This window comes from Methylobacterium symbioticum, assembly GCF_902141845.1.
GTDB classification, from domain to species: domain Bacteria; phylum Pseudomonadota; class Alphaproteobacteria; order Rhizobiales; family Beijerinckiaceae; genus Methylobacterium; species Methylobacterium symbioticum.
Genome location: NZ_CABFPH010000001.1, coordinates 1 through 14,751, shown reverse-complemented (window position 1 = coordinate 14,751; position 14,751 = coordinate 1). Strand labels below are relative to the sequence as shown.

The 14,751-nt window shown below is 70.2% G+C and carries 12 protein-coding genes and 1 pseudogene; 11 read left to right on the top strand and 2 right to left on the bottom strand.

Annotated features, from left to right (window positions below):
• Positions 1-105: 105 nt before the first annotated feature.
• Complete coding sequence (locus tag MET9862_RS00060) at positions 106-1,158, bottom strand: phosphatase PAP2 family protein (RefSeq protein ID WP_142581069.1); 1,053 nt, start codon at positions 1,156-1,158, stop codon at positions 106-108.
• Between the two features lie 226 nt (positions 1,159-1,384).
• On the opposite strand from MET9862_RS00060, the gene MET9862_RS00055 reads away from it, so the two are divergent.
• From MET9862_RS00055 to MET9862_RS00045, 3 genes are all read left to right on the top strand, one after another.
• The gene (locus MET9862_RS00055) at positions 1,385-2,869 is read left to right on the top strand and encodes a DUF2252 domain-containing protein (protein WP_142581068.1); all 1,485 of its coding nucleotides are present in this window, start codon (positions 1,385-1,387) and stop codon (positions 2,867-2,869) included.
• A gap of 75 nt (positions 2,870-2,944) precedes the next feature.
• Positions 2,945-4,840: a DEAD/DEAH box helicase gene (locus MET9862_RS00050; protein ID WP_142581067.1), complete on the top strand. Its 1,896-nt coding sequence runs from the start codon at positions 2,945-2,947 to the stop codon at positions 4,838-4,840.
• A 224-nt stretch (positions 4,841-5,064) separates the two neighbouring features.
• A complete protein-coding gene (locus MET9862_RS00045) occupies positions 5,065-5,820 on the top strand; it encodes a lytic murein transglycosylase (RefSeq protein ID WP_142581202.1) in 756 nt (251 codons plus the stop codon).
• A 104-nt stretch (positions 5,821-5,924) separates the two neighbouring features.
• Here the strand turns inward: MET9862_RS00045 and MET9862_RS00040 are convergent, their stop codons facing one another.
• Positions 5,925-6,437 (bottom strand): DUF5872 domain-containing protein, encoded by a 513-nt coding sequence (locus MET9862_RS00040; RefSeq protein ID WP_142581201.1) that lies wholly within the window; start codon positions 6,435-6,437, stop codon positions 5,925-5,927.
• Between the two features lie 213 nt (positions 6,438-6,650).
• Here MET9862_RS00040 and argC point away from each other — a divergent pair, with 213 nt between their 5' ends.
• The 8 genes and pseudogenes from argC to MET9862_RS29790 all read left to right on the top strand — a co-directional run.
• Positions 6,651-7,601 carry an N-acetyl-gamma-glutamyl-phosphate reductase gene (argC, locus tag MET9862_RS00035; protein WP_142581066.1) on the top strand — a complete coding sequence of 317 codons (951 nt, stop codon included), beginning with the start codon at positions 6,651-6,653 and terminating at the stop codon, positions 7,599-7,601.
• Between the two features lie 495 nt (positions 7,602-8,096).
• The gene (locus tag MET9862_RS00030; RefSeq protein ID WP_142581065.1) at positions 8,097-8,609 is read left to right on the top strand and encodes a Ros/MucR family transcriptional regulator; all 513 of its coding nucleotides are present in this window, start codon (positions 8,097-8,099) and stop codon (positions 8,607-8,609) included.
• Between the two features lie 103 nt (positions 8,610-8,712).
• Positions 8,713-9,540: an alpha/beta fold hydrolase gene (locus tag MET9862_RS00025; RefSeq protein WP_142581064.1), complete on the top strand. Its 828-nt coding sequence runs from the start codon at positions 8,713-8,715 to the stop codon at positions 9,538-9,540.
• Positions 9,541-9,656: 116 nt separating this feature from the next.
• Positions 9,657-11,141, top strand: coding sequence for a Do family serine endopeptidase (locus MET9862_RS00020; RefSeq protein WP_142581063.1), 1,485 nt, complete (start codon positions 9,657-9,659; stop codon positions 11,139-11,141).
• A 48-nt stretch (positions 11,142-11,189) separates the two neighbouring features.
• Complete coding sequence (locus MET9862_RS00015; protein ID WP_142581062.1) at positions 11,190-12,515, top strand: replication-associated recombination protein A; 1,326 nt, start codon at positions 11,190-11,192, stop codon at positions 12,513-12,515.
• 109 nt (positions 12,516-12,624) lie between these two features.
• Positions 12,625-13,164 (top strand): tellurite resistance TerB family protein, encoded by a 540-nt coding sequence (locus MET9862_RS00010; RefSeq protein WP_142581061.1) that lies wholly within the window; start codon positions 12,625-12,627, stop codon positions 13,162-13,164.
• Between the two features lie 98 nt (positions 13,165-13,262).
• Positions 13,263-14,510 carry an Hsp70 family protein gene (locus MET9862_RS00005; RefSeq protein ID WP_142581060.1) on the top strand — a complete coding sequence of 416 codons (1,248 nt, stop codon included), beginning with the start codon at positions 13,263-13,265 and terminating at the stop codon, positions 14,508-14,510.
• A gap of 53 nt (positions 14,511-14,563) precedes the next feature.
• Positions 14,564-14,751 (top strand): annotated as a pseudogene (locus MET9862_RS29790) (RluA family pseudouridine synthase); the annotation flags it as partial.

Below are 14,751 nucleotides of genomic sequence, written 5' to 3'. Positions count from 1 at the left end.
GTGCCGATCCCGGATCTCCTGCCGATGCCGCCGAGCGAAGCGGCTGCTTCAGGATCAGGGGACAGGATGGGCTCGGTGATGCTGTGCGAACCGGTAGGATGAAGGTCATGATGGAGAGGGCCGGCCGACGAGCTGGCCCTCTTGCGTTTCGGGCCGCGCCGCGATCTCGGCGGTGCGCGCGAGGTGGCGGAGCGCGAGTGCCGCGCCTGCGAGCGCGCCGCCAGCCAGGATGTCCGGCAGGTAATGGCCGCCGGACGCGATCGCCGCCAGCGTGATCGCTGCGTTGAGCATGGCCGCGACGGGGCCGACCACCCGGACCGGTGCCAGCGCCCAGGCCGTCAGGATGGCGAGGCAGGCGTGGAAGGAGGGAAAGGTCGCGAGCCCGCGGATCTCGCTGATCCGCAAGACCGTGAAACTGCCCGTCCGCAGATGCTCCAGCGCGTCGAGATGCCAGAGCGCGCCGATCGTCTCGATCGCCTCGCTCGGCATCGCCCGGGGCGCGTAATGCGCGTAGGCGCCCGCCGCCGGCAACAGCGCGGAAACCGCCACAACGGCCAGGAGCGTCGCACAGAACAGACGGACATAGGACCAGAGCCGGCCGAGCCGGCGCGTCGCGGCGAGCACGATGACGACCAGCGCCACCTGCGGTCCACTCGAATGATAGGCGAGCGACAGCCACCAGTTCAGTCCGGGATGGGCTTCGAGGAAGGCGAGCCAGGCGGGCCAGTCGAAGCCGATCGCGGCCTCGGCCCGCGCGAGATCGGCGTCGATGAGAGGCAGGGCGAGGGTTGCTGCGAGGTAATGGAGGATCGCGACCGGCACGGTGAAGGCGATCAGGGCCGCGCTCGCGAGCGCCATCCCGCGCAGGCTCGGCTCGGATTTGAGCCCGCCGAGACCGGCGGCGGCCACGAGCAGCACCGCGACGAGGGCTGCCAGGGCGATCGGGGTCGCCGGATCGAGGGCGATGCCGGAGGCCGCGAGCCAGATTGCATCGATGCCGCAGATCAGGAGGGCGGCGAGCCAGAGCACGAGATGAGGAGCCGCCACCCCCGCGGAGAAGCGCCGGGCGGTGTGAAGGAGGTTCGGTCGTGGGGGCCTGACATCGTCCTGCCGCGCGAGCCCGGCCCGCCGGGTCTGCCCTGCCTCGACCGAACGCATCCGCCCCCCATTCTCCACATATCGGTTCGTGATGCGTCTTCGCCGTACCGGAAACCATACGGGCTTCCGAGCGCTCGGATCGCACAGCCCGGGGGATACGCGCGGGCCGCCGCTTGGTTCTGCGAGGCGGGAAATCGTGGTGATACGTGCGAGACTGCGACTTCATCCCCGTAGGCCGGGGAATAGGTGTTGTCTAAGCTGACGCGTGTGGAGCGGGACGGTCGGGATGGAGCGAGAGCAGGCGTTCGAGCTGGAGGCGACCCAGGCGGCTCTGGACGAGGCGCCGGAGGAGATCGTCCTCGAGCCGCTCGCCGACTACCCGCAGATCGACCTGCGCGGCAGTGGCGAGCCCTGGGAGAAGCGTCGCGCAGCCGGCAAGCGCCTGCGAGAGGCGGTTCCGCACCAGGCCCATGCCGTGCTCGACCTGCCGGAGGACCGGCCCGATCCGGTGAGCCTGATCGAGGCCGCGCATGAGGGACGGCAGGCGCATCTGATCCCCTTGCGGGTTGCCCGCATGGCCTCCTCGCCCTTCGCCTTCCTGCGCGGGGCCGCGCCGGTGATGGCCTGGGACCTCGCCCGCTCGCCGAACAGCGAGATCGGCGTGGTCATGAACGGCGATGCGCATATCGCGAATTTTGGCCTGTTCGGCACGCCGCAGCGCGACGTGGTGCTCGATCTCAACGATTTCGACGAGGTCACGGTCGGGCCTTGGGAATGGGACCTCAAGCGTCTCGTCGCCAGCATCGAGATCGCCGGACGCGACGACGGCACGGCGCCGGGCGAGCGCCGGGCAGGGGTGCTCGCCGCGGTCGGCGGCTACCAGCACACCATGACGGAGCTGGCGCCACAGGGCTCCCTCGACGTCTGGTATCAGGCCACCCGCGCCGACCAGCTCGCCATCTCCGGCATCGATATCGACGACCATTCCCAGGAGGTCGTGCTGAAGGCCGTGGCCAAGGCGAAGAAGCGCCACAACCGCAGCCTGCTCGAGCGGATCGGCGAGCGCCGGGTCGATGGCGGCTGGCGCTTCCGCGACGATCCGCCGATCCTCACGCCCGTCTCGGAGGAGGTGCGCGAGGGGGTGATCACCGGGCTCGAGCATTATGCCGAGACCCTGCCGCGCGAGCGCCGCTTCATGCTGAGCCGCTACCATGTGGTGGACGTGGCCCACCGTGTGGTCGGGGTCGGCAGCGTCGGCACCCGGGCCTATGTGGCGCTGCTCTGCGGCAATTCCGACCAGGACGCGCTCTTCCTCCAAGTGAAGGAGGCGGTGCGCCCGGCCAACGCACCCTACCTCCCGGGCATGCCCGAGCCCTATGCCAGCCACGAGGGCGAGCGCGTCATCTACGGGCAGCGCCTGCTGCAGGCGGTGGGCGACCCGCTGCTCGGCTGGACCAGCATCGATGGGCGGCCCTTCTACGTGCGCCAGATGAAGAACATGAAGGGCGACATCCCGGTCTCCTGCCTGCGCGGCGAGCCGCTGCGGTACTTCTCCTGGGCCTACGGCGCGCTGCTCGCCCGCGCCCATGCCCGCACCGGCGACGCGGCGGCGATCGGCGGCTATTGCGGGCGCGACGGCAACACCGACCTCAAGGAAGCGCTCGCCGACTGGGCGCGTGCCTACGGCGACCGCAACGAGGCGGATTACGAGCGCTTCCGCGCGGCGATCGGCGAAGGGCGGCTCGAGGCGGCGGACGATCCGCATTTCTGAGGTCGCAAGGATTCACAAAACGTTCCGCTTGGGCCACGGTGCCGGCATGATCCGCCGGTTGCCGCGCCCCGCTCCTTGACCGAGACACGCCCGCTCCGCTCGCACCAGCGCACGCTGCGCGACCTCGTGGCGGCGATCGCCCGCGGCGAGGCCGCTGCGGTCACGGATATCCTCGCCGCGGTCACGCCGGGTGGCGGCAAGTCGCTGCTGCCGGTCATCGCCGCCGCCGAGTTGATCGCCGCGGGGCGGGTCGAGCGCGTGGTCTGGGTGGTGCCGCGCGACTCCCTCCGGCTTCAGGCGGAGGAGGCCTTCGCCGATCCGGCCTGGCGCAGCGCCCTCGGGCACGGCCTCAGCGTGCGCGCCGCCGACAATGAGCCCGATCCCTGCCGCGGCCTCTCGGGCTACGTCACCACCTATCAGGCAGTCGCGGCGGCCCCCGCCCTGCACCTCGCCGAGGCGCGGGCCCACGCGACCCTCCTCGTGGTGGACGAGGTCCACCACCTGCCGGTGCCGGGCTCGTCCCGCACCGCCGAAGCCCCGGATGAGGAGGCCGAGGCCGGCGCCTGGAGCCGGGCGATGCTGCCGCTCTTCCGGGCGGCGCGCCTGCGCCTGTTCCTGTCGGGCACCCTGGAGCGGGCGGACGGGCGGCGCATCCTCGGGCTGCCTTATCATCCCGGCGGCGCCGGCCGCGCGCCGGAGATCGACCTCGACGCGCCGGGCTTCGCCGTCATCGGCTATTCCCGGTCGCAGGCGCTCGCCGAGCGGGCGGTGCTGCCGGTGAGCTTCGGAGCGCTCGACGGGGAGGCGAGCTGGCTTGAAGGCGGCCGGCCGGCGGGGGAGGCACCCCGCGTCGGCCCGCACCGGCTCGCGGGCGGCCTGCGCGAGACGACGCGGCCCGCCCTGTTCACCGCCTTGCGTACGGGCTTCGCTCGCGACCTTCTCGGCGAGGCCTTCCACGCCACGCGCCGCATCCGCGCCCTCCGACGGGCGGAGCGCGGCCTCGAAGCCGGTGCGAGCGCGCCGGGCCTCGGCAAGCTCCTCGTCGTCGCGCCCGATCAGGCGAGCGCGCGGCGCTATCTGGAGACGCTGCAGGGCTGGATGCCGGGCCCCCAGGCCGAGCGCGACGTGCGCATCGCGACCTCGTCGATCCAGGACTCGCACGCGGCGCTCGCCGCCTTCCGCCTGCTGCCCGAGCCCGCCGTGCTCGTCACGGTGGCCATGGCCTATGAGGGGCTCGACGCGCCCGAAGTCGCGGTGGTGGCCGCCCTGACCCATATCCGCTCGCGGCCCTGGCTGGAGCAGATGCTCGCCCGGGCCACCCGGGTCGATCCGCAGGCCGGTGCCTACGCCGACCAGCAGGCGCTGGTCTTCCACCCGGACGACCCGCTGTTCGCCCGCTTCCGCGAGGAACTGGAGACCGAGCAGGGCAGCGCCAGCCGGCCCCGCCAGAAGCCGGCAGTCACCGCGATCCGCACCGGTCCCCTGCCGTGGCGCGACGAGCCGCCGCCCGGCATCACGCCGCTGGAGAGCAACGCCCTCGGCCTGCGCTACGCGATGCTGCGCCCGCGCCCCGCGGAGGAGGGGCCCCAGCCCAAGCCCCGGCAGGGCCCGGCCGTCTCGCTCGACGCGCCGCCCTCCCTCACCGAGCGGGTGCTGCGCCAGCGCATCACCGCGCAGGTCGCGGCCCAGGCCGTGGAAGACGAGGCCGCCTGGCAGGCCCCGCGCGGCGGGAACCTCGCCCACCGCTACAACGCCGTGCTCAAGCGCGTCGTCGGCAAGGAGCGCGCGACGATGACCCTCGCCGAGCTCGAATCCGCTCTGGCCTGGCTCGAGCGCAACCGCCTCTCCGACCATGCCCACCTGCTGGACGGGGATGCCCGCTACGCCTGGTCCGTGCGCCGCCGTCGTTGGGGCGGCGGGTTGCGTCAGGCCGGCGGCCCGGACGGCCGACTGGCCATCACAAGACCGTGAACCGTGCTCGCGAGGGCACGGTCGCCACCAACGTTGCCGGCTGAAGCTCGGCAGGCATCGTGACAGACCCTATATGCTGGCCCCGGACACTGTTTCCGGGCCGGCGGCGTGCCCGCGTCGGGACACGCTCCCGGTGGCCGCGCGCGGTCCATCTGCGAGAGGAGTCACGTGTGAGCGAGATCAAGCGACGGGTCGGCGTCGCGGCCTTGGCCGGTGCCGCGCTGATGGGCGTAGGGCTGGGCGTGGCCGGCCAGGCGCAAGCCGCGCAATGCGGCAACACCGCCGCCGGATTCGAGGCCTGGAAGCGCGAATTCGCCGAGGAGGCCCGCGGCCGGGCGAGCGCGCAGAGCCTCGCCGTCCTGATGGGGACCTCCTACTCGACCGCGACCATCTCGGCCGACCGGGGCCAGAAGAGCTTCCGGCTCTCCCTCGACCAGTTCATGGCCAAGCGCGGCGCCAACGCCATCGTCTCGCGCGGGCGCTCGCTGAAGGCGCAGAACGCCGCCCTGTTCGACGCGATCGAGCAGCGCTACGGCGTCCCGCCCGGGCCCCTCCTCGCGATCTGGGGCATGGAGACCGGCTTCGGCGCCGTGAAAGGCAACGTCAACACGCTGTCCGCGGTGGCGACCTTGGCCTACGATTGCCGGCGCTCCGCCTACTTCACCGACCAGCTCTACGCGGCCCTGCAGCTCGTCGACCGCGGCATCCTCACCGCGAGCACACGCGGGGCCGCACATGGCGAGGTCGGGCACACGCAGTTCCTGCCGAAGAACGTGCTGACCTACGGCACAGGCGGCAGTCTCGACAATGTCGGCACGGCGCTGAATTCCACGGCGAACTTCCTCAAGGGCCACGGCTGGCGTGCCGGTGCCGGCTATCAGCCAGGTCAGCCGAACTTCGCCGCGATCCAGGGCTGGAACTCGGCCTCCGTCTACCAGCAGGCCATCGCCATCATCGGCCGGCGCATCGACGGCGAGTGAGGGACGAGCCGGCCGGGCGGGACCCGGATCGGCGTCCGGCCCGTTCCATCGACGCACCTTCGCCTCGGCGTGAAGATGGAACGGGCGTCTGATAGGATGGGAACTCAGGCGTGGACGGCGCGCGCGAGTTCGGCTTTCGACATGCTTGAGCGGCCGGAGACGCCCTGGGCCCGAGCCTTCTTCATCAGCTCCGCCTTGGTCGGCTCCTTCGCCGATCCCGTTCCTCCGCGCGCCGAGGCCGCTTTTCGGGCCACGTCCTTCGGCTGTTTCGAGAACTGCTGCCCCTTGGCGCTGTCGGCGCGCTTCTTCGCGGTCGAGCGGGCGTACTCGTCGTCGGAGAGCCGTTCGCGGGCCTTCTTCGGCAGATAGCGCTCGCCCGTCTTGCCGCTCTCCTGCCCGGACTTCGTACCCCATTCCTCATCCGTCCACTGGGTGAGGTGATTGTCGTCCGATTTCTTCCCTGCGTAACCGCCGCCCGCCTTCTTGTATTCCTGAGTGGCCATCTGCGCCTTGCGGGCCGACCATTGGCCAGGCTTCCCGCCCTTGGGCGAGCTGGTGACCTTCTTCTTGACCCTGTCCCAAAGCTTGGGATCGGTCTTCTTCGCAGTCTCGGACATCGTCGATACCTCATCGTCGGGTTTCCGCCTCAACAGGCTGCCCATGCCCGCCGTTCCTGCGGCACGGCGAAGCCTGTGGAGCGCGCGGCACGGGGTGGGGCCTGAATTCATGAACCCGTCATGGACGATGCATTGACTCGTGACCCGTGAGCGGCCACCTGCGCCGCGAGTCGATCCGCCCTCTCCGGGTGGCGCAACCGGAATCCGAGCATCATGGCGAACGCGAGCGGTCAGGTGGGAACGGTGTTCATCGATGGCGAGGCGGGCACGACCGGCCTCGGCATCCGTGAGCGCCTGGAACGCGACGGGCGGATCGCGCTGCGCAGCATCCCGCACGAGAGCCGCAAGGATATCTCCGTCAAGCGGGCGCTGCTGGCCGAGGTCGACCTCGTGGTGCTCTGCCTGCCGGACGACGCGGCCAAGGAGACCGTGGCACTGGCCGATGCGCTGCCCGGGGGCGGCCCGAAGATCCTTGACGCCAGCACCGCGCACCGGGTCGCTCCCGGCTGGGCCTACGGCTTCGCGGAGTTGACCCCCGAGCAGGGACGGACGATCGCCGCCGCGCGTCGCGTCGCCAATCCCGGCTGCTACCCGACCGGCGCGATCGCCCTATTGCGCCCGCTGGTGGAGGGCGGCCTGATCCCGGCCGACTTCCCCATCAGCATCAACGCGGTCAGCGGCTACAGCGGTGGCGGCAAGGGCCTGATCGAGCGCTACGAGGCGGGCGATGCACCGGCCTTCGAACTCTACGGCCTCGGCTTCGGCCATAAGCACCTGCCCGAGACCCAGGCTTATTCCGGCTTGACCCGCCGTCCGATCTTCGTTCCGTCCGTCGGCAACTTCCGGCAGGGCATGCTCGTGAGCATCCCGCTCCATCTTGACACTCTGCCGGGCCGGCCCTCTGCGGCCGATCTCGAGGCGGCGCTGGTCGCGTGGTACGCGAACCGGCCCCTTGTCGAGGTGGTCACTGGGGCGAATGAAGGGGCGCACCGCGAGCGGATCGAGCCGGAGGCTCTGAACGACACCGACAAGCTGGAATTGCGGGTGTTCGGCTCGGACCGCCACGGCCAGGCCGTCCTCGTGGCGCGCCTCGACAATCTCGGCAAGGGCGCGTCCGGTGCCGCCGTCCAGAATATCGGCTTGATGCTCGGCCTCGACGCTTGAGGGCCGCGGAGCTCGGCTGGAGCGCTTTCTGCCGCAGAGGATGCCGGTTCGGCGAATGAGGGCGTATCGAACTAAAGGCTTGGAGCCGTTCTCGATTGCAACACGATCTGGAGCGACTCTAAGCGGGCGTTCGTCCCGCCTTCACCACCTAGAGTCCCATCACGGCCGCTCCCCCTGGGCGGCCGTTTTGATTCGTGGCTTACCCATGGTCGAGTCTGGAGGCAGAATGAGCGGTATTCGCTCATGCAATTTCCGGTTGTGAAGACACTTTTCAAGCTATTTCTAGGACTTGGCTTTGCACAATGCATACAAAAATGAGCAAAATTCGCTCAGATAGGCCAGCAAAAATGCATCGCTCCACGTCCAGTGAAGACATCACATTGAAAAATTGCATTCATCTCTTGACGTTTCTCGCGGGTGAGATTGTATCCGCCACACCGGGGCCAGCAAATTTTTCAGCCTGCGCTGTTGAGGCTGAAGGACAACCACGGCAAGATGGATATGACCGAACCTCAAATTGATCGTTCACGTTTTGTGAAGCTCGCAGCGGACATCGTTGCGGCTTATGTCAGCAACAACCACGTACAGGGTGCCGAACTCCCGAAGCTTCTGGTCGACGTGCACGAGGTAATCGTCGGGCTTCTCGACAGCGCGGCCGGGGCGGCCGATACCGGTCCGGCAAAGCCGACGCCGCAGGAGATCAAGCGCTCGATCACCTTCGACCACCTCCTCAGCTTCGAGGACGGGAAGCCCTACAAGACGCTGCGCCGGCACCTGACCCTGCGCGGTCTCACGCCGGAGGCCTACCGTGCCAAGTGGGGCCTGCCGGTCGACTACCCGATGACCGCCAAGAGCTATTCCGAGCAGCGCTCGCAGCTCGCCAAGGCCCTCGGTCTCGGTCAGCAGCGCCGGGTGCCGGAGATGGAAGCCGCGTCCCCCGAGCCGGAGGCCCCGGCCGAGGAGGTTGCCAAGCCGCGCCGCGCCGCGCGCCGCAAGGAGACCGCCTGACGGTCGGGCGCGGCCGGAACGTTCCCGGCTGCGCCGAATTCCCCGCTGGCGGGACCGGGCCTTCTCCCCTGGTGGTCCTTCCTGCTGGAACGGGAGACGGCGCATGGCCCTGATCGAGACCGGCGACGGCACGCGGTTGTTCTACAAGGATTGGGGTAGCGGACGGCCGGTCGTGCTCATTCACGGCTGGCCGCTCGACGCCGATATGTGGGAATATCAGCAGCCGGCTCTGGCCGAGGCCGGCTTCCGCACGATCGCCTACGACCGGCGCGGCTTCGGCCGTTCCGACCAGCCCTGGTCGGGCTACGACTACGACACCTTCTCGGACGACCTGAAGGCGGTGCTCGATCGCCTCGACCTGCAGGATGTCACCCTCGTCGGCTTCTCCATGGGTGGCGGCGAGATCGCCCGCTACATGTCCCGCCATGGGGGCGCCCGCGTTGCGCAGGCGGTGCTCGTCTCGGCGGTGCCGCCCTACCTGCTGAAGACCTCCGACAATCCGGACGGGATCGACCCTTCCGTGTTCGAGGGGATGATCGACGGTCTCCGGACGGACCGGCCGCATTTCCTGTCGAACTTCGCGAAGAGCTTCTTCGGCGTCGGCGTGTTCTCCTCGCCTTCCTCGACCGATCTGATCCAATGGACCGGGCAGATCGCCATGCTCGCCTCGCCCAAGGCGACGGTCGCGTGCGTGCGTGCCTTCGGCGAGACCGATTTCCGCGCCGATCTCGGGCATTTCAGGGTGCCGACCCTCGTGATTCACGGGGACGGCGACCAGATCGTCCCGGTCGACATCTCAGGCCGCGCCGCTGCGGCCGCGATCCCGGGCGCGCGCTTCGTCGCCTACGAGGGGGCGCCGCACGCCGTGCCCTTCACCCATGCCGAGCGGCTGACCGGCGATCTCCTCGCTTTCCTGCAGAGCCGCGGCTGACTCTCGCGCGCCGCAATCAGCCGCGATAGAGAGGCGCGACACGCGGCCGATCCGGCCGCCGGCCGCGCCCCTCGGGGCCGCCGGCGGCGACGCGCGGTCCTGATCCGGAGCCCTGCATGTCCCGCATTCTCCCACCCGCCCTCGGCGCCGTGGCTGCCCTTCTCGTCGGCCTCGGCACCCTCTCCGCGCAGCCGGCCAAGGCGCCCGAGAAGACCCCCGAACCCTATGCCGCCCGCGAGGGCTTCTCCGCCAACAGCGTCCCGCAGGGACGGGGCGAGGTGCAGCTCTCCTTCGCACCCGTTGTGAAGCGGGCGGCCCCCTCCGTGGTCAACGTCTACGCCTCGCATGTGGACAAGCGCTCGAACGCCCGGGCCAGCGCCATGGACGAGTTCATGCGCCGCTTCTTCGGCGAGGATGGCGGGCGTGGCCCCGGCGGCATGCGGGGCGAGCGGGCGCAGAAATCGCTGGGCTCCGGCGTGATCGTCGACGAGACCGGGCTCATCGTCACGAACAATCACGTCATCGACAACATGAACGAGGTGCGGGTGGCGCTTGCCGACCGACGCGAGTTCGAGGCCTCGATCGTGCTGCGCGATCCGCGGACCGACCTTGCGGTCATCCGGATCAAGAACCCGACCGGCGGGGTCATCCCGATGCCCTTCGGCGATTCGGAGGCGCTCGAGGTCGGCGACTTCGTGATGGCGATCGGCAATCCGTTCGGCGTCGGGCAGACGGTGACGCAGGGCATCGTCTCGGCGCTGGCGCGCACGCAGGTCGGCTCCTCAGACTACCAGTTCTTCATCCAGACCGACGCGGCCATCAATCCAGGCAATTCCGGCGGCGCCCTGGTCGATCTGCAAGGCCGGCTCGTCGGCCTCAACACGGCGATCTACTCACAATCCGGCGGCAGCCACGGCATCGGCTTCGCCATCCCGGCGAGCATGGTGAAGGCGGTGGTCGACACCGCCAAGGGCGGCGCCAGCACCGTGCGCCGGCCCTGGCTCGGCGCCCGCGTGCAGAATGTGACGCCGGACATCGCCGAGAGCATGGGCCTCGACCACCCGACCGGCGTGCTGGTGGCGAGTCTCGCCGCGAAGAGCCCGGCCGACGAGGCGGGGCTGAAGCGCGGCGACCTGATCCTGAGCGTCGACGGCCAGACCGTCGACGACCCGGAAGCGTTCGGCTACCGCTTCGCGCTCAAGGGCATCGAGGGCCAGACCAAGTTCGGCGTCCTGCGCGGGACGGGGCGCATCACCGTGCCGGTAAAGCTCTCCCCCGCCCCGGAGACGCGTCCGCGCGACGTGCTGAAGGTGAAGACGCGCTCGCCCTTCCTCGGCGCCACCTTCGTCAACACCTCGCCCGCCGTGGCCGAGGAGATGCAGGTGGATTTCCCCTCAGAAGGCGTCGCGGTCCAGGCGGTGGACGACAACTCGATCGCGGCCCGCGCCGGCCTGCAGAAGGGTGACCTCGTCCTCGCGATCAACGGCGCGCCCGTGACCTCTACCAAGGATCTCGACCGGCTGACTCGCAACACCCTCAACATGTGGGAGGTGGCGATCAACCGGAAGGGCGAGGTGCTGACCTCGGTGTTCGGGGGATAGTGCAGGGCCGGGCTTGCCGGCCCGCGCCCATGCGGTGTTCATGCGCCGATGTCCGACCTCTTCGCCGCGACCGAACAGCAGCCCCAGCGCGATTCCGGCGCGCCCCGGCCGCTTGCCGACCGGCTGCGCCCGGCCCGTCTCGATGAGGTGGTCGGCCAGGAGCACCTGACCGGCCCGGACGGGGCGCTGACCCGGCTCCTGCGCGCGAAGACCCTCGGCTCGCTGGTGTTCTGGGGGCCGCCCGGCACCGGCAAGACCACGGTGGCGCGGCTGCTCGCCAACGAGACCGACCTGCATTTCGAGCAGATCTCGGCGATCTTCTCGGGCGTGCCGGACCTGCGCAAGGTCTTCGACGCGGCGCGTAAGCGCCGGATGGCCGGGCAGGGCACGCTGCTCTTCGTGGACGAGATCCACCGATTCAACCGCGCCCAGCTCGACGCCTTCCTGCCGGTGATGGAGGACGGCACGGTGACGCTCGTCGGCGCCACCACCGAGAACCCCTCCTTCGAGCTGAACGCGGCGCTGCTCTCCCGCGCCCGCGTCTTGCTGTTCCGCAGCCTGGACGATGCGGCGGTGGCCAAGCTGCTGGCCCGCGCCGAAGATCTCACCGGGCAAGCCCTGCCGCTGACCGAGGAGGCCCGCGCCGTCCTCGTCCGCATGGCCGACGGCGACGGGCGTGCCGCGCTCACCCTGGCCGAGGAGGTCTGGCGCTCGGCCAGGCCCGGCGAGACCCTCGATGCGGAGGTGCTGCAGGAGATCGTGCAGCGCCGCGCCCCGATCTACGACAAGGCGCAGGAGGGCCACTACAACCTCATCAGTGCCCTGCATAAGACCGTGCGCGGCTCGGATCCGGACGCGGCGCTCTACTATCTCTGCCGCATGCTCGACGGCGGCGAGGACCGGCTGTTCATCGCCCGCCGCCTCGTGCGCATGGCCGTGGAGGATATCGGGCTCGCCGACCCGCAGGCCCTCGTCGTCGCCACGGCTGCCAAGGACGCGTTCGACTTCCTGGGGTCGCCGGAAGGCGAGCTGGCGCTCGCCCAGGTCACGGTCTACCTCGCCTGCGCACCCAAATCGAACGCGGTCTACGAGGCCTACAAGGCCGCCACCCGCATCGCCAAGGCGAACGGCTCGCTGCCGCCCCCGCGCACTATCCTCAACGCGCCGACCAAGCTGATGAAGCGCATGGGCTACGGTGAGGGCTACCGCTACGACCACGACGAGCCCGACGCCTTCTCCGGACAGGATTATTGGCCGGAGCGGCTCGGCCGACAGCGCTTCTACGCGCCGACCGAGCGAGGCATGGAAAGCCGCTACCGCGACCGCCTCGCCCATTGGGAGGCCTTGCGCCGGGCACGGCGCGGCGAGGACTGAGGCCCTGTGCCCGCAGGCGATGCGGGCTCTATAATCTTAAATTTTCAGACTATCATCCTATGCCGATGCCGACGATCCTTGCGGTCGATTCGGCTTCGGAGGCTTCGGCATGCCCGCTCTGATCGTCGCGGCGGCCCTCATCGTCGCCATGCTCTATTGGATCGTGCAGAGGTACCGTGTCCCACTCGATCCGGATCTGAATGAGAGCGGCATCGATGGTCTCCTTCATCGGACGGCTGTGACGCGTCTGGACGGCGCCCGCTGGCGCCTGGGGCAGGTCAGGGATGTGCGCCTCGCCGCCGCGATCCTGATGCTGCAGATCGTGCGCACCGGCAGCCCGGTGACCCAAGCCGAGCGCGACCGGATCCTCGGCTTCCTCGCCGATCCGCTGCACATCCGGGATCCGGCGGCGATGCTCGAACGAGCCATGGACTACGCGGTCGCGCGGCGCCCGTTCCACCAGACGGCCGACCTGTTGCTGCCGCTGCTGCGCGAGCGCCTGACCGATGACGAGCGCGACGCCCTGATCGCGATGCTGATTGCGGTGGCCGGCGCGCACTCTCCGCCGAGCGACCTCCAGCGCGCGGCACTCGCACGGTTCCGGGATCGCCTGTGCGCCGGGCCACCCCGGCGCGTCGCCCGGCGCTGAGCGGGGCTGCATCCCGGCCTCTGGACCGGACGCGGCGCGGCCTATAGAGCGGCCGGCCCCTTTGTGACCCATTCTCGAACCTGCGCCGGAGAGCGTTGATGGCGGCCTGCGGCCTCGATTTCGGCACCTCGAACACCACTCTCGGCCGCGTCGCGGGCGGCCGTCCGGAACTGCTGCCCCTCGAAGGGCACCATCGCACCGTGCCGAGCGCGATCTTCTTCGCGCCGGGCCGCGAGCCGGTGATCGGCCGCGCGGCGATGGAGGCCTATGTCGAAGGCGTGCCCGGCCGCCTGATGCGCAGCCTCAAATCGGTGCTTGGCACCGGCCTGATCGAGGAGACCACGCCGCTCGGCCGCGAGCGCCTGCGCTTCCGCGACGTGATCGCCCGCTACCTCGCCGCGGTGAAGGCGCGGGCCGAATCCGCTGCCGATACGGAATTCGACACGGTGGTGCACGGCCGCCCGGTCCATTTCGTGGACGGTGACCCGGAGGGCGACCGCCGTGCCGAGGAGACGCTCCGGGAGATCGCGGCCAGCGTCGGCTTCCGCCAGGTTTCCTTCCAGTACGAGCCGATCGCTGCCGCCCTCGATTACGAGCAGGGCGTGAGCCAGGAGGAGATCGCGCTCATTGCCGATATCGGCGGCGGCACCTCGGATTTCTCGATCGTGCGGCTCTCGCCCGAGCGCCACGCCCGCGCCGAGCGTGCCGAGGACATCCTCGCCAATGACGGCGTGCGCATCGGCGGCACCGATTTCGACCGGATGCTGAGCCTTGGCACGGTGATGCCGCTGATGGGCCTCGGCAGCCCGATGCGGCGCGGCGATCTCGCCGTCCCCAACGCCTATTTCCACGACCTCGCCACGTGGTCGAGCATCAATCGGCTGTACAACCCGAAGACGCTGCGCGAGATCGACGAGACCCGCCGCGATGCCGCCCGTCCGGAATTGATCGACCGGCTCTACGGGGTCGTCGAGGCCGAGCGCGGGCACGGCCTGGCGCTCGCCGTGGAAGGCGCGAAGATCGCGGCCTCCGACACGGGCGCCGCGGAGATCGATCTCACCTTCGTCGAGCGCGGCCTGACGGCCAGCGTCGACCGCGCGAGCCTCGACGCACAGACCGGCACGCTGGCGAGCCGCATCGCCGAGCGGGTCGGGCGCTGCCTCGCCCAGGCCGGTCTCGGTCCGGACCGGATCGACGCGCTCTTCCTCACCGGCGGCTCGACGGGCCTGCCGCATGTGCGCGCCGGCCTCACCGCCTGCTTGCCGCGGGCGCGGGTGGTGGAGGGCGACACCTTCGGCTCGGTGGGCATCGGCCTCACCGTCGAGGCGGCGCGCCGGGCGGGTTAGGGTCGCGCCACCCCGAATTGTCGCCGTCGTGCCCGGGTGATAGCAGCGCGGACATGACGACGAAGCCACCTCATCGCGGCGGGCCCGGCAAGGGCAAAGGTCCGGGCAGGACACCGGGCAAGGCAGCGGGCGCCGGCAAAGGACGCGGCGCAGCCCGCGGCCCGAAGCCCGGCGGCTGGCCGGAGCGCGCACGAACCGGCCCGCGCACCAGCGCCCTCGACGCGGCCCAGCGCGCGGCCCG